We start from the raw sequence: 15,604 nt of genomic DNA, 5'->3' as shown, positions 1-15,604 counted from the left end.
ATCATTTACCAAGGAAAACGATGAAATATTTATTCTCCGTCTTGTTCACAACTTCATTATTTATTTTAATCAATTGTAATTCAGCCAACGCATTGGAAGAAATACCACTTTCTATGTATACATCACTTAACCAACAATTGGCGATAAATAATGAAAGGTATGGGGTCGTTGGCCAGTCGGTTTTAATTCTAAAGAATCATCAAATACTTTATCGAGGTCTGCATGGGGTCGCTAACATCGAACTAAATGTTGATATTACCGAAAAACACATTTTCCCTAGTTATTCTATTACCAAGTTATTAACGAGTGTGCTAATGATGCAACAAGTTGAGAAAGGGAGTGTTGATCTTAAAAACTCAATACGCACATATTTACCCTATCTCCCAAAACAATGGCAGTCTGTTACTGTAGAACACTTATTAAGCCACACATCTGGTATTCCCCGTTATTTTGATATAGCAATGAAAAATGGCATTTTTTTACCAACCAAAAAAGAAGTTTTCTTGTCTCTTATTGATGAACCTGAACATTTTGAGATAGGCACAAAAAACAGCTATAACAATACAAATTTTCTCCTACTCTCTGCAATTATAGAAGCTAAGACAGGTAATACTTATCAAGCATTAGTGGCGGAGGAAATCATTAACCCTTTAGGATTAAAAAATACAGGGCATACAAGTGCAAAAGATATCATCAATAACCATGTTACTAGCTATCGTGGGGTTAACGGCAAGATTAGAAAGAATATGAATATTGATTGGCCAGAATATACATTTTCACATTCTGCACTTTATTCAACTCCCGAAGACCTTGCAACATTTATGACCGCACTCGTCACTGGCAAATTTGTCAGTCAAAAAACTTTAAAGCAATTGTGGCAACCGATGAAGCTGGCTGACGGAAAGAAAGGACGTTATGCATTTGGATTTGAGTACGATTTTGAGGACGGATATTATCATTTTGGCCATGATGGTGGTAATCATGTAAAGCTACGCCATTATTTTAATCCCAAAGATAGCACAGATAATTATACACTTGTCTATGCGACTAATGGCAATGCCTATGATGTTTGGACTGATGTGTTGGCAGATAGTTTAATGGCAATTGTTGATCCTGACAAATTTGAAATGGCAGCCATAAAAGAACAATTTTTAAGTAACATTTTAGAAAAAAATGATAAGGGTCTAATAGAAGTTTACAAAGCAGTGTCGAATATTTTCGATGGTGATGAAGCACTGATAGAGCGTTTTTTACTGTATCGGGCATATGCGATTAGGTATGGTAGTGGGGCGGAATCTTCAATTCCCGCTTTTGAGTTTCTTACCACTAAATTCCCTAATTCACCCAACGCAAGAGAAAGCTTAGCTGATATTTGGTCTGAAATTGGCAATAAAAAGAAAGCAATTGAAAACTACCGATTAGTTTTAAAAATATCTCCCAAGTCTAGAAGAGCTAAAGAACAAATTGAGAAACTCGAAGGTACAGTACAAAAATAGAAAAACATATTGTTTTTCGATCTATTAGTTTTTTCTGTTGCTTTAGTTAACGTGTTATTTAATGGCGTTATGCCTGTAATTGTCGGAAGAGTTGTTGCTTTAATTTAAAATATCTATGACCGCTATGGTGGCGTAGATGCCAGTTCCTAAATGTAGAACTGGCATATTATTAAGAATCGATACTTTCTGAAATCTCAAGAGCATCATCTACCTCTATCCCTAAATACCTGACAGTGCTTTCAAGCTTTCGATGACCTAGCAACAATTGGCACGCTCGTAAATTTTTAGTTTTTTTGTATATCAATGATGGCTTCGTTCTTCTCATCGTATGAGTTCCATATTGGGTTTGATCTAAACCAATCATGGAAACCCAAGCATCAACAATCCTTCCATACTGACGTGTTGATAGGTGTTCTGATGAATGAATACGAGATTTGAATAAATAATCATTTGAGCTTAGTTGAAAATTTGTAATTAAACTTTGAACTGAATTACGAGTGTTTTCGGTAAGTTCAAATTGAACTGGTAATCCTGTCTTTTGTTGAACAATAATAGCCCTCGACTGAATAGTTTTTCCGTGAGCAATATCTCTTATTTTTAGAGTTACTAAATCGCATCCTCTTAACTTACTATCAATAGCAAGGTTAAAAAGAGCAAGATCTCTTATATTATTTACTAATTCAAGCCTGATTCGAATTGCCCAAATTTGTTGCAGCTTAAGCGGTAATTTCTGTCCAACAATTTTGTTTTTATTCCAAGGCTCTGATGGTTTATAAACGGTTAAAGTAAACATGATAGTTCTCCGTTATTAAAGGAGAACTAAGTATGGTCTATTGTGAACTTTAAGCTCTTTGCTGTCATTGACCTTCTATCACTTGATGTATTCTTTGAGATATTAGAAAACATGTATAGAACAATTTATAATATTAACTCCATAAGGAGCTAATAGGCTTAAATTTAAGTTAATAGTTTGCCTATTTAGCTTGGTAATATGATAACTCCTAAGCTATCTAGCAGTTGCTCTTGTTGCCAATCACAAATTTTAACCCCATCAAGCCTTACTCTTCGAATGTTGAGACCATTTAATTCTGTATGTGTTAAGTCGCAGCCTTGCATTTGGAATTGCTCCCAAGCATCTTCTGAAAACTCACTTCGGCTTAAGTCTGAATTTGTAAGTGAAGCACCTTGAAGATTTGCACCACTCCAGCGGTTTTCAAATAAGTCACATTTCTCAATGCGTACTCCAGCAAAGTTTGCATAAGATAAATTACAACCAGTGATGTATGCCGAGCAAAAGTATGCATTACGTGATATTTTATTTTCAAAACTCACTTTAGAAAAATTAGCACCTTTCAAGTCACATTCCCTGAATTCAATACCTAAGCAATTCGCTCCGATAAAACTAGACATAGATAATCTACACCCCTTAAAGCTGGCATCTCGTAAGTTGGCATAATCAAATCGACACCCATCATCGACACCTTGCTCGACAAAGTTGCACTCAATAAATTTGATATCCGTTAGATCAGACCTATTAAAGTTACAGTTATAGAAATTACACTGCTTAAAGTGCATATCTTTGAGGTCTTGGTTAGAAAAGTCGTGGTCGATAAAGGTTTTGTTCGTTGTTAGCATAATTGCCCTCCAAGTGATAATTCGAGAAGATTATCATCAATACACAAAAAAGCCACCAATAAAAACACCTTAATATCAATGACTTAAAACTTCGTTATTTGGGTGCTTAAAGGCACCAAAATGAGGTTTAAAGGGCATAAAAACATAAAAATACATGTTACGTTAAAGAATAAACTTTACCATCTTAAATGAAGGGTGAAGGTGGTTACTATTCTTCATTGAATCATTAACTATCTATGTAAAGTTAGCTTTTGAAAATCGACTGCAATCGGCACACTTTAAAGTCATAAAAAGACACTCACGTGAATGACCGCTGTGGTGGCTTTTGCGACTGTCAGATTTGATTTAATTCATCACCCATCTAGCAAGATTTAAATCGACGCTTGAATAAAAAGGCAAGTTAAATGAATATCTGGCTCAACTCCAACATCGGATAGTAATATTCTCGTTATTTATAGATATAAGAGCAATTTTCTCATGATGTTTGACACGAAAAGCCATAAATAAATTCACTTGCTTGTCTATAGGGTTTATCATCCCTGATCACTCATTCTTGAAATATTCGAAGATCCACACTTTTTTTAGCATTAATCTGCTGACACTTTCCTAAACTTATTGCCCAATATAAGTAACGACAACAAAGAGTCTCACCTCTAAATATTTATCTGATCAATTCACTTTACCAGCTTCACTATTTCGCTTAATTCCCCCCTTTTAAGGTCGTGAATATATATAGCTCTCGGTTCTTTAGTGGTTGTTGAATAGATAATAACTTTTGTTTGGGTGACTTGAATACCACGATCTCCAGACTTTACGTAAACACCACCAGGGTAACGACCCGAGGTAGCATACCAATCTGATTTATTCTCATTTAGCCATGTGTTTAACGACACATACACTTCATCTTTATCATTGATAACGATAGGCTGAGCTGGTTTATCACTAAAATACATACGAACTTCAGGCTCTAGCTGAATATCTACCGACTCTGTGCACCCCATCAATCCAATCAGTAACACTATTAATAAAACTACCCTACTTTGCATTATATGTTTTTCCATATTAAGTCTTCATATTTTCTAATATTGAGGTAAAAACGCTATAGAATCTAGATTGTTGATGCATTATTTTATAACTATCATCAATAATATTCGACTAGATCAATAAATGGCGACCTTAGAAAATAGAATACGCTGTGCCTTAGTGTAGAGTTAGTATATTCATCAGATTAATTATGTCTTTTAGCTTGGTTTATTTTCTGGCTAAACTTATCGTTTACTATAAGTGCAAATAAAATAATTCCCCCGCCAATGATAAGTCGGGGGATATCTGCATCTCTATTCCAAAACACTATATTGACTATTATTCCCGCGGGTATGAGTAAGTTGTTGGCAACAGCTAATGTTCCTACACTCACCTGTGTGGCCCCTTTGTTCCATGCAAAATACCCTAAACCAGAAGCAACAATACCTAGATAAGCTAAAATCGACCACTGTAGCGAAGTAGTAGGTAACTTTGCCGGTTCTCCAAGTATTAAGTAACAAGGGATCACTATCATTAAGGCCCCAACAAAAAACAAACCAAACACTGTGTGCTGTGATATCTGTTCACATTGTTTGGCCATAATACGTTTGTAACCTACTTGCCCTGCAGCAAAACAAATATTTGCCCCTTGAACAATCAACAACCCCTTTAAAAAGCCTTGATCAATCCCTTCGTAACGAATGGTAATAGCACCAATAACGGCCAATAACGCACTAATAATAAAACCCACATTCAAACGCCGCTCAATTAGATCGTTAAGTAAGGTAATGTAAATGGGTGTCATAACGGTAAAAAGTAATACTTCTGGTACTGAAAGGTATAAAAAAGACTGGTAATAAAACCCATACATTATACCAAGCTGAACAGCACCGCACGCCATCAACTGTATGGCAAGCTTCAAATTGATTTGACGAAGCCTTAAAAAGGGTAAAAACACTAACCCACCAAGCGCTACACGTATTAATACTGAAAACCAAGCGTCTACCTGCCCAGCTAGATATACGCCAATTAAGCTAAATGAAAACGCCCAAATTAACGTGACGGTGATAAGCATCCACATGAAAAGAAATCCGTATAGGTAAAGTGGCGGTAAGTTTACCTACTTCTGTATTATGGGTATATCTGTTTGTAGATAAACAAATTTGATTTAAGAGCTACGCAAAAACAAGTATTTACGTTGGTAACGAATAAATACTCAACGTAGAGTTTAACTTAACAATACTAATAAAGCGTTACTACCTTTTGACATTAGCCATATTAACGCACCACAATTAATCATTACGGTTAACCAAAAAATTACCCTAAAGTCTCTTTTTTTAGCTTTATGACGTAATATTTCTTGAGCGACTGCGGCGCCAGGCCACCCGCCTAAAAGGGCTAGTATATGTAATACCAATCTCACTAACTATGTGATCATTTCTACTGGCTAAAACAGTCAACTACTGCGTTATTTATTTTATAATTAGAACACTAGTTATGAAAATAAATGCCTTGTATTTGACTGTTTTCACTGCGTATAAAATAGATCACTTAATTAATGAAACTGGTATATGGTAGATTCAGGTGTTCGCCATAAATTACGTTTAGCTTTAGACTTATCATTAAAATAAACGATGAATGTAACTGCGCTCATAAAAAAATAAATTAAGCTGAGCTTTAACGGAATATGGTGCGTTAGCGACAATGCAATCATTAAGCCTAAAAAAACTATAGACAGGTAAACTGAAATCTTATTTGATTTTTTTGCTTGTTGTTTTCTCAGCTTTTCCCCGGCAAATGTTGCTTGCTCTGCACAGAATCTGCCTTGTTTATCTTTTCCAATAGAGACAGTTATTATGTCATTAACTTCTGGTATACGTTTACGATTTAAAAAGGCTGTTTTATGAATAAATATATGGTCACCGCCTCCGTTAGGTGCAATAAACCCAAAGCCTTTTACCGCATCCCAATTAAGTAAATTTCCTTTTAAACGCATAAGCAATCCCTTTTTACAGTGGCCCAATAATACATAATCAATTAAATCAATTCACTCTGAAACTTTATGCTTAGCAATCGCAGTTCTCATTAATTAAACCACTGATTCATGTAGTTCATCGTAAAAAATAGTTATTGTAATCTTTTACAATTTCCTTACAAATCAAATATTGCTATGGTGGTATATTATTTCAAACTCTGAAAAGGATCACCGAATTGAAACGTCTCTTACTCATCTTAATTACTGTTTTTATCAGTCAAAGTGTTTTTGCTGATAGCGGATTTAAAGTACCGCCTAAACAACTTGCCGATTTAGTTGATGCACCAAGGCAGCCTGGCGTAACCATCTCTCCAGATAAAAAGTGGGTTGCTTTATTGGCACGCCCAGGAGCCAAGTCTATTGAAGAGCTTGCTCAAGAAGAAGTAAAGCTGGCAGGATTAAGAATAAACACTAGTATTTTTGCGCCAAGCCGCTCTAGTGGTTATACAGGTATTACACTAAAAGAAGTGAACGGTGATAAACAGATTACCGTTAAAAACTTGCCTGCTGGCAAAATAATGAGCGTAAGCTTCTCACCTAATTCTGAATACTTGGCTTTTATAGTAGAAAATAAGCAAGGCCTTACCTTGTGGAGCTATAACCTTAAAAAAAATAAAACAAAGCAAGTTAGTAAGAAAACAATTAATGCTTCACTTGGCGGAACAAAATATCGTTGGAAGCGAGATTCAACTGGGTTTTACACTCGTTTAACCGTTGCTAAAGCCAGTGAAAAGCCACAAATGTCTCTAGCGGCGATTGAGCCAGTAATTCAAGTGACTTCTGGTAAAAAAGCAGCAGTTAGAACCTATTCTAACTTATTAAAAACTCCTTACGATGAGGCGCTCCTAGAATTTTTAGCCAACTCTCAATTAGCAGAAATTAAATTATCAGGCAAAATTACTACTCTGGGTAAAGTTGCTATGTATAAGGGTTTTTCTATTTCACCTGATGGTAAGTATTTATTAGTTTCTCAAATTAAAAAGCCATTCTCTTATCTTGTTCCTGCTAGCCGTTTTCCTCTAGAAACTCAGGTATGGACAACGAAAGGTAAACTTGTAACGCAAGTTGCTGACTTAGCCTCTGGTGAAAATATTCCGAAAGGGTTTGATTCGGTTCGAGAAGGTCGTCGTAATGTAAGTTGGCGCAGCGATGTCGCTTCAACTTTAGTGTGGGCTGAAGCGCAAGACGGCGGTAATATGAATGTAGACGTTGGCTACCATGACCACGTTTATACATGGGCTTCTCCGTTTACTGGCGATCCTGAGTTATTACAAAAAGTAGAACGTCGTTTTAGCAATATTACTTGGGGAAATAATACCTTTGCCACGATCAGCGACTGGCGCTTTAGCGATCGTCAATTTAGAGAGTGGAAGTTTAATCCAAGTGATAGCAAAGACCAGAAAGTACTTTTTCAAGAGCGCTCTTATAATGATCGCTATAGCGACCCTGGTAGCTTTGTTATGCAAAGAAATCAATTCGGTTTAAACGTGATAAAAACCTTTAATAACAATAATAGTGTTTATTTAACGGGTAATGGTGCGTCTAGCCAAGGCAATATACCTTTCTTAAATCAATTTGACTTTAGCACTAAAAAAGTAACGAACTTATGGCAGTCGCAAGCACCATACTACGAGCGAGTTGTTTTAGTGTTGAATGATCAAGCTGATAAAGTAATGACATTACGTGAGTCCACTACCGAACAACCTAACTTTTTTGTTCGTGATTTAAGTAAAAACACTTTAACCCAATTTACCGACTTTCCACATCCAACCCCTGCTTTTGTTGGTATTAGCAAAGAAAAGTTAACCTATACTCGTAATGACGGTGTAGAGCTAAGTGGTACTTTGTATTTACCTGCTGGGTACGACAAATCACAAGGACCTTTACCTACCTTGATTTGGGCTTATCCTAGAGAATATAAGGATAAAGCAGTAGCCGGACAAGTGTCAGACTCGCCTTATGAGTTTGTTCGTGTGAGTTATTGGGGGCCAATGCCACATTTAGCACAAGGCTTTGCCGTTTTTTCAGGTGCTAAAATGCCAATTGTGGGTTTTGATGATGCCTTACCGAATGATACCTTTCGTGAACAACTCGTTGCTAGTGCTCAAGCAGCGGTTGATGTGTTAGTAGAAAAAGGCGTTACCGATAAAAACCGTATTGCTATTGCTGGCCATTCCTATGGTGCCTTTATGGTGGCCAACCTATTAGCACATAGCGATTTGTTTAAAGCAGGTATTGCACGCAGCGGTGCTTATAACCGTACGCTTACGCCATTTGGGTTCCAAGGTGAAGAACGCAGTTTCTGGGAAGGGCAACAAGCTTATGCCTCTATGTCTCCTTTCTTCCATGCGGAAAAAATTAATGAGCCAATGTTGATGATCCACGGTAAAGAAGACCCAAATTCAGGTACTTTTCCGATGCAATCTGAACGTATGTTTGCTGCATTAAAAGGGCTTGGTGGCAATGCTCGCTTAGTAATGTTACCGCATGAACAACATGGTTATAGAGCTAGAGAGTCTTTGCTGCATATGTTGTGGGAGCAACATCAATGGCTAGAAAAATATGTAGCCACAGCAGATAGTGATGCTAAGAAACATTAAAAACGCATATAAAAACATTTAGTCAATAAAGGCCATACTTACTATTTGTAAGTATGGCCTTTTAATTGTTGTTCAGTTTAAACTTCAGAGCTATATCAACATACCACTATCGACAATTAAATAACGCGTCTAACTAAGGCATTATAACTACGCTCCGTCAGCAATAACCGCTTAACTCCTTTAATTTACCATAAGGTAAAAAAAGTTCGCCTATCTCATATACATCACTAAACAATTGATTTATCATCACCTTATTCTCTGCTGTTGCACAAACAGACGATTTCTGGCTAATTAATTAGCAATATATTCTGGCTTTGTATAGGTGTGTGATAACCGCAAGTATCAGGAGTTATTATTGTAAAAGTATCGCTACATGCTTATTTTACGACCCGTTTGTTCTTATGATTATATTTGAGCGCTATGTATGCAGATTTAATTTAAATGGATAGGTATTTTATTAATGAACAACGAGCTCAAAGCACATTTACAGGTAGTTCTTGCCACATTGATTGTAGCAGGATCATTTATTGCAACAGCAAATATCTCTGATCAATTACACCCTATTTCATTAAATTTAATGCGATTTTGTATTGCCACTTTAGCGTTGGCTCCCTTTGTATTATTTAAGAAAAACCCGTTAAAAAAGTTAATAAGAGTTATGCCTAGAAGCCTTGTTATTAGCTTTTTTTATAGCGGATATTTTGCCTGTCATTTTATTTCAATGTTAAGTACATCAGCATTGAATGTAGGTTCACTTTTTACACTTACCCCACTAATTACCGCGTTATTAAGCATTTTCTTTTTCAAGCAAAAGTTAACTGTCACTAGCCTATTTATATACCTGTTAGGAATGATGGGCACAATTTGGGTTATTTTTGAAGGTAATTATCAGCTATTAAGCCAATTGGCGCTTAATAAAGGCGATTTAATTTTTAGTTTGGGCGTTTTGTTTATGGGCGGATTTACTATTTCAATGAAGCTGCTGTATCGGGGTGACGATGTAACTATAATGACCTTCGGTAACTTACTTGGTGGCGTGATATGGATGTTTATTGCGGCACTAGTTTTAGGCGTTTCATTGAACTGGCAATCTTTCGATTATCAATATTTCCCCAGTATGGCTTACTTAGCACTAGCCGCGACCTTTATCACTTCATATTTGTACCAAAAAGCAAGTACTGTATTAAAGCCAATTAATGTATCAGCGTATATTTACCTTAACCCACTTTGTGTTGCATTAATGGCTATTGTAGTTTTCAAAGAAAGTGTAGCGCCAATAATATGGATAGGTATAGGTGCTTCAACACTAGCGACATTAATATTACAGTATTTAGCAAATAAAAATGTAGCCCTAACCACTCCAGATAAAAGTACTAAAACAAATAAAGAAGCGGTGATAACAACTAAATAATTTACATTCGCCTTATTTAAACAGCTGCCTTTAATAAAGCAGCTGAATATAAAGAAGTTATTTGCGCCAGTAATTATTAGCTGCAGATACCGTTTGAAAGTTTATAGCAATAACTTGTGAAGATGCGATTAAACTATTAGCGTCTTCACCATAAACAGGCCTTAACTTCCCTCTAACTTCATCTGAAGGTTGTGTATATTTAACCCCCATTCTTGATAGCTTTATTGCCAACTCATAACCTTGCTGAGCATCATCTGTTATTAAGCTTGTTAACCATTGTTCTGACATGTTAAACCCTCACTGTTGGTTAGTTTAAGATTGTATCCATTGCGTTACATTTAACTCTAAAACAATAGCATGTTTAATTTGCCTGTACACGGTTCACTAGCTTTTGATACCAAAAGGACGCCACTAAAATAAAAACACCAACGCCCATAAATAGAATAACTTTTTGCCAAAGTAATGCGTTTGCCGCATCAATCATTGCTAATTTCACAATGCCTAATAAAATTAAGCCAAAGCTATATTTAACCGTTGTTAGGCGCTTATCTTTTAAAAATAGTATTAATGCTCCATGAACAGCTAAAGCTGGTGCGATGAGTAAATCTAAGCGATAGCCAGTAAAAGAGGCAAACAACACTACATAACTAACTGCAGCAACTGAATGCAAAAATAAGTCTGCATTGCTTTTTAGCAACTTCGCTAGGCTTGAGTGTAAAAACCGTTGTTCTTTCTTATATAAAGCAGCAATTAAAAATATCACAGGCACAAGCACGTAATTCACATTCACTGACATTAGTAGCCAGCCACAAATAATCAGCACTAAATTAGTGAGTGTAATGAATGTTTCATTGTTTTTTAAATGGTGAGAAATAAGCGTATTATTGAACATAGCACTCCAATAACAAGACGCAACAATAGCGCCGTACCATAAGTTATTAGAATGGAGACCAACAATTGCCGGCACTGCAAAGCCTAAAGAGAGTATTCCCCAACTACAAATAAATTGATAAACGTGCTGTGGTTCTTTTCTATTAAGCCAATACGCTATTAAGTAGAAGCTAGAGAAACCAATTAAGGTAATAGCACTATTCGTTATATTAAGTTGGCCACTTATAATAACAAAGCAAACTGTCGCTAAAGCGGTGAGTAGCTTGCTTTGCTTAACTAATAAGTGATGGTTTACATATTTAGCTAATAGCAATGCTAATAGTGGCGACCACCAAAGCAGCATAATCGCATTTTCACCAAAGTGTCGGATAACAGAGCCGACCCAACAAATTGGAATGAGTAAATAAAACGCTATTCTGGCATGCTCTGCAATAGGTAAAATTGCGCTGTTTGGCTGATATTTACGATAAAAAGCTGACCACAACCAAAGTTGTACAAATGCGGATACAACTGCTAATTGGGCAAATATTGGTAACTGAGTAAAGCGATAGCTATCAACCTCTACTGCACCTTTATAAATATAAAATAGCGGTATAGTGATCAGAACAGCGGCGAATACTTCAATAGCTACTTGCTTGCAATATTTTGCTCTAAAAAGTATTACTGCTTGTACTATTATCGCCAATGCACCTGTCCAGTTTCCTAGCCAAATATCTGCACTGACAATTAATAAAACAGTTAACCAAACAACTTCTAATAATTGCAGCATTGGCTTAACCGTAGATTGCGTAAACTTATTAAATGGCTCAGATTGATTGATAATACGTTGCCATATAGCAATAACCATTATAATTACTATTGATAAGGTCCAACCGTCAACTGATTGTAACGCCGGTAATGGAAAATACATCGCAAGCGCTGACCAAGAATATGCCAATGCTATTGCGATTAACACCTGCCCTTGATTAATCGTTGATGAAAATAGGTATTTACGACCAATATAGAGTAGTAATAACCCTTCTATTGCCCAAGCAATACCCCAGTATGCTGCGCTAATTGCACTAACAATGGTCAGTATTGCCCACGTAGCAGCTAACAAAATATAAACATCAGCTAACTCGCGTTTTACTTTATAGAACAATACACTCGCCACTAAAGCTATTAGCATATGCACTGCAAAACTAACACTAATGGCTGTTGTAAAAACATCACTTGCTTGGAAGAAAATTAAAATAGTGGCACCCGATAATGCCATCAAAAAGACCAGTAAAGGCTTAGGTGTATCGTTAGTTTTTAACAGTGAAGCAGTAATGTATGCAAAAAATAGCAGATAAAACAGGCTAATTATCCACGCAGATACCGCTATATTTTCTATACCGACAATCCATTCTAGTGAAGCCAATACAAAAGCCAAGCTCAAATGTGCAAGCCAATGCCCTAAGCGTTTGTATGCCAGAAACAAGCTACTACTAGTTACAAAAACAAGTGACAATAAATAATACAATGGCGCTATGCTAGTAGTGCTAGAAAGTATCGGCATTGTGGCAATACCAATAATACCCAAGGCCGCGACAACTTTTGTATCTAGCCATAGCGCAAGAAAATGACACAATAATGCAATTGCTACATATAACACCAAAATAACAAGGTTAGGCAACAAGCCATACACGCTTCCTGAGAAATATATCGCGCTATAAGCGAGTAAAACTCCTAAGGTAACAATGGCTGTGGCAAACTCACTAAAGCGTGTTTTAATTTTTAGCACTATGCCTAATACCATCACTAAGACAGCCCCGCCACAGACTAATAAAGACTTTGCACCTGCGCCTAATTGATCAATCAGCAACTGCATTAAGTATCCAAAACCCGAGAGCGTTAAGCCAATTCCAACAATAGTTAAAATAAACGTACCTAGCATCCCCTTTGCTTTATAGTTTTGATATATTTTTGTTAGCGGTGAAAACCAATCAAATAACGATGGTAGCAAGGTGCTAAAAAACACCATTATTAATTCAGATAAGTCGCCTGCGGGAGTATGCCAAATTTTACTCAAAAACGATTTATTTGGTGGCGTTACTTTAACCTTTTGTGATGCGTTAATTGGTGGCTCAGGGGGAAAAATATCTGTTGTAACTTGTACGGGTGAATGTTCAAGTGACACGCTATTTTGTACTGGCTCTTCTGCGCTAGTTAGTGCATTTAACCGGGCTTCAACTGCATTTAGCTTTTCGCTGAACTGTAGTTTGAGTAAGGCTAATTCAGACCTTAGTGCCTTGACTTCTTCACTCATATTACATCCTGTAACTGTATTATCTCTTAAATTATTTTTGGGTTGTTATACCGCTAGTTTAATTGCTCTTAGCGTGATCAGACACTAAGTTTTCAGCTAAGTAATCAACCAATAGCCTTATTTTTGGCGATAAATGGCGATTTTGTGGGTATACCGCCCAAATACCTTCTTCGGGTTCTCGGTAGTTGTCTAATAATGTCATTAAATCACCATTTTTAACATGTTCTTTTACGTAATAGTCGGGTAATTGCACTATACCTAACCCTTTTACACATGCATCAGCTAAACTATAACCACTGTTATAACGCACCTTGCCATGCACTCTGATATTTTTTTCTTTATTAGATTCTTTAAAACGCCAGTAATCAAGACTACCCAATAAGCAATTATGTTTATTTAATTCAGACAAGGAATGTGGGATGCCATGTTTTTTCAAGTAAATTGGTGAAGCACATATATAATTAGTTCTTTGCCCAAGCTTTTTTGCCATTAAGGTAGAATCACTTAACTTGCCAAGACGAATGGCTAAGTCGTACCCCTGTTCAACTAAGTCAATTTGCTGATTGCTTAAGTAAGCTGAAACTTCAATGTTTGGGTACTTTACAATAAAATTATTTACTAATGGCAATATAAACTGCTCACCATAAGTCACTGGCGCGGTTAGCTTTACTTTACCTTGAGGCTTAGACTGCAGGTTAGTAATAGCACGCTCAGCGGCATCTAACCCGTCAAGCACACTACGACAGTGCTGATAAAATATGCGCCCTTCTTCCGTTAACGACACTTTACGTGTAGTGCGATAAAACAATTTTATATTAAGTCGTTTTTCTAATGCGCTGATCTGGCGGCTAACCTGAGCGGTAGAAATACCTAAATTTTTTGATGCCTTGGTAAAACTTTCACTTTCAGCAACGAAAACAAATTCGCTGATACCTTCCCACTGCACTATTGTTACCCCTTAGTAAAAGTGATTTTACAAATTAGCATATTATCATTTATACAGAAACAGCTATACTAACGCAATAACAGTATGCGCTCAGTTATTTTATGCTAGAAGCATCAATCAACACAAAGGTGAGAAAAAGATGACAGATAAATTTATAAAATCTAAAGCAGCCGTTGCCTGGGGACCAAAGCAACCGCTATCGATTGAAGAAGTCGATGTAATGTTACCGCGTAAAGGCGAAGTATTAGTGAAAGTAATCGCCTCTGGCGTGTGCCACACCGACGCGTTTACCTTATCAGGTGAAGATCCGGAAGGCATTTTCCCTGTTATTTTAGGCCACGAAGGCGGTGGTATTGTTGAACAAGTCGGTGAAGGCGTTACGAGTGTTAAAGTAGGCGACCATGTTATACCGCTTTACACACCAGAGTGTGGTGAGTGTAAATTTTGTTTGTCGGGTAAAACCAACCTATGTCAAAAAATTCGTGAAACGCAAGGCCAAGGTTTAATGCCTGACGGCACCACGCGCTTTTATAAAGACGGCAAGCCAATTTTCCATTACATGGGCTGCTCAACATTTTCTGAATACACAGTTTTACCTGAAATTTCATTAGCAAAAGTGAATAAAGAAGCCCCATTAGAAGAAGTATGTTTACTTGGTTGTGGTGTAACAACAGGCATGGGTGCAGTAATGAATACGGCCAAAGTTGAAGAAGGTGCAACCGTTGCGATTTTTGGTTTAGGCGGCATTGGTTTATCAGCAATAATTGGTGCAACTATGGCGAAAGCGGGCCGTATTATTGCCATTGATATTAATGAAAGCAAATTCGAATTAGCTAGAAAACTAGGCGCAACAGATTGTATTAACCCGAAAGACTACGATAAGCCAATTCAAGACGTTATTGTTGAGCTAACTGATGGTGGCGTTGACTACTCATTTGAATGTGTGGGTAACGTTAACTTAATGCGTTCAGCGTTAGAATGTTGTCATAAAGGTTGGGGAGAGTCTGTTGTTATTGGTGTGGCTGGTGCAGGGCAAGAAATTTCAACCCGCCCATTTCAACTAGTAACGGGCCGAGTATGGCGTGGCTCTGCTTTTGGTGGTGTAAAAGGCCGTACTGAATTGCCTGACTACGTTGAGCGTTATTTAGCGGGTGAATTTAAATTAAGTGACTTTATTACCCATACCATGGCGTTAGAAGACATTAATGAGTCATTTGACTTAATGCATGAAGGTAAAAGTATTCGCAGCGTTATTCATTTCGATAAATAAAAACGAC

The 15,604-nt window shown here is 36.9% G+C and carries 13 protein-coding genes; 4 read left to right on the top strand and 9 right to left on the bottom strand.

The window, feature by feature from the left end; genetic code table 11:
- Positions 1-20 precede the first annotated feature (20 nt).
- Positions 21-1,496 (top strand): serine hydrolase domain-containing protein, encoded by a 1,476-nt coding sequence (locus tag QUD79_RS00825; protein ID WP_184422100.1) that lies wholly within the window; start codon positions 21-23, stop codon positions 1,494-1,496.
- A 169-nt stretch (positions 1,497-1,665) separates the two neighbouring features.
- Here QUD79_RS00825 and QUD79_RS00820 read toward each other — a convergent pair whose 3' ends face one another.
- The 6 genes from QUD79_RS00820 to QUD79_RS00795 form a co-directional block, all read right to left on the bottom strand.
- Positions 1,666-2,289 carry a tyrosine-type recombinase/integrase gene (locus QUD79_RS00820; RefSeq protein WP_085285911.1) on the bottom strand — a complete coding sequence of 208 codons (624 nt, stop codon included), beginning with the start codon at positions 2,287-2,289 and terminating at the stop codon, positions 1,666-1,668.
- A 185-nt stretch (positions 2,290-2,474) separates the two neighbouring features.
- A complete protein-coding gene (locus tag QUD79_RS00815) occupies positions 2,475-3,131 on the bottom strand; it encodes a Qnr family pentapeptide repeat protein (protein ID WP_085285910.1) in 657 nt (218 codons plus the stop codon).
- A 674-nt stretch (positions 3,132-3,805) separates the two neighbouring features.
- Positions 3,806-4,192, bottom strand: coding sequence for a hypothetical protein (locus tag QUD79_RS00810; protein WP_184422104.1), 387 nt, complete (start codon positions 4,190-4,192; stop codon positions 3,806-3,808).
- A gap of 167 nt (positions 4,193-4,359) precedes the next feature.
- A complete protein-coding gene (locus QUD79_RS00805) occupies positions 4,360-5,235 on the bottom strand; it encodes a carboxylate/amino acid/amine transporter (protein WP_184422106.1) in 876 nt (291 codons plus the stop codon).
- A 147-nt stretch (positions 5,236-5,382) separates the two neighbouring features.
- Positions 5,383-5,577: a DUF1294 domain-containing protein gene (locus QUD79_RS00800; RefSeq protein ID WP_184422109.1), complete on the bottom strand. Its 195-nt coding sequence runs from the start codon at positions 5,575-5,577 to the stop codon at positions 5,383-5,385.
- A gap of 132 nt (positions 5,578-5,709) precedes the next feature.
- Positions 5,710-6,150 (bottom strand): DUF1294 domain-containing protein, encoded by a 441-nt coding sequence (locus QUD79_RS00795; protein WP_184422395.1) that lies wholly within the window; start codon positions 6,148-6,150, stop codon positions 5,710-5,712.
- A 215-nt stretch (positions 6,151-6,365) separates the two neighbouring features.
- On the opposite strand from QUD79_RS00795, the gene QUD79_RS00790 reads away from it, so the two are divergent.
- Positions 6,366-8,789 carry an alpha/beta hydrolase family protein gene (locus tag QUD79_RS00790; protein WP_184422112.1) on the top strand — a complete coding sequence of 808 codons (2,424 nt, stop codon included), beginning with the start codon at positions 6,366-6,368 and terminating at the stop codon, positions 8,787-8,789.
- A 460-nt stretch (positions 8,790-9,249) separates the two neighbouring features.
- Positions 9,250-10,200 (top strand): DMT family transporter, encoded by a 951-nt coding sequence (locus QUD79_RS00785; protein ID WP_184422114.1) that lies wholly within the window; start codon positions 9,250-9,252, stop codon positions 10,198-10,200.
- 57 nt (positions 10,201-10,257) lie between these two features.
- Here QUD79_RS00785 and QUD79_RS00780 read toward each other — a convergent pair whose 3' ends face one another.
- The 3 genes from QUD79_RS00780 to QUD79_RS00770 all read right to left on the bottom strand — a co-directional run bounded on the left by QUD79_RS00780 (position 10,258) and on the right by QUD79_RS00770 (position 14,327).
- Positions 10,258-10,488 (bottom strand): hexameric tyrosine-coordinated heme protein, encoded by a 231-nt coding sequence (locus QUD79_RS00780; protein WP_184422117.1) that lies wholly within the window; start codon positions 10,486-10,488, stop codon positions 10,258-10,260.
- 73 nt (positions 10,489-10,561) lie between these two features.
- Positions 10,562-13,381 carry a DUF2339 domain-containing protein gene (locus QUD79_RS00775; RefSeq protein WP_184422120.1) on the bottom strand — a complete coding sequence of 940 codons (2,820 nt, stop codon included), beginning with the start codon at positions 13,379-13,381 and terminating at the stop codon, positions 10,562-10,564.
- Between the two features lie 58 nt (positions 13,382-13,439).
- Complete coding sequence (locus tag QUD79_RS00770; protein WP_286289452.1) at positions 13,440-14,327, bottom strand: LysR substrate-binding domain-containing protein; 888 nt, start codon at positions 14,325-14,327, stop codon at positions 13,440-13,442.
- A 139-nt stretch (positions 14,328-14,466) separates the two neighbouring features.
- Here QUD79_RS00770 and QUD79_RS00765 point away from each other — a divergent pair, with 139 nt between their 5' ends.
- A complete protein-coding gene (locus QUD79_RS00765; protein ID WP_184422123.1) occupies positions 14,467-15,597 on the top strand; it encodes an S-(hydroxymethyl)glutathione dehydrogenase/class III alcohol dehydrogenase in 1,131 nt (376 codons plus the stop codon).
- Positions 15,598-15,604: the final 7 nt, after the last annotated feature.

The organism is Thalassotalea piscium, assembly GCF_030295935.1.
Lineage (GTDB): Bacteria > Pseudomonadota > Gammaproteobacteria > Enterobacterales > Alteromonadaceae > Thalassotalea_B > Thalassotalea_B piscium.
This window is presented reverse-complemented; position numbering and strand designations above follow the sequence as displayed.

Bases quoted from the DNA above. Each gene is read 5' to 3' on its own strand.
- QUD79_RS00825 (WP_184422100.1), top strand. From the start codon at position 21: ATGAAATATTTATTCTCCGTCTTGTTCACAACTTCATTATTTATTTTA.
- QUD79_RS00820 (WP_085285911.1), bottom strand. From the start codon at position 2,289: ATGTTTACTTTAACCGTTTATAAACCATCAGAGCCTTGGAATAAAAAC.
- QUD79_RS00815 (WP_085285910.1), bottom strand. From the start codon at position 3,131: ATGCTAACAACGAACAAAACCTTTATCGACCACGACTTTTCTAACCAA.
- QUD79_RS00810 (WP_184422104.1), bottom strand. From the start codon at position 4,192: ATGGAAAAACATATAATGCAAAGTAGGGTAGTTTTATTAATAGTGTTA.
- QUD79_RS00805 (WP_184422106.1), bottom strand. From the start codon at position 5,235: ATGTGGATGCTTATCACCGTCACGTTAATTTGGGCGTTTTCATTTAGC.
- QUD79_RS00795 (WP_184422395.1), bottom strand. From the start codon at position 6,150: ATGCGTTTAAAAGGAAATTTACTTAATTGGGATGCGGTAAAAGGCTTT.
- QUD79_RS00785 (WP_184422114.1), top strand. From the start codon at position 9,250: ATGAACAACGAGCTCAAAGCACATTTACAGGTAGTTCTTGCCACATTG.
- QUD79_RS00780 (WP_184422117.1), bottom strand. From the start codon at position 10,488: ATGTCAGAACAATGGTTAACAAGCTTAATAACAGATGATGCTCAGCAA.
- QUD79_RS00775 (WP_184422120.1), bottom strand. From the start codon at position 13,381: ATGAGTGAAGAAGTCAAGGCACTAAGGTCTGAATTAGCCTTACTCAAA.
- QUD79_RS00765 (WP_184422123.1), top strand. From the start codon at position 14,467: ATGACAGATAAATTTATAAAATCTAAAGCAGCCGTTGCCTGGGGACCA.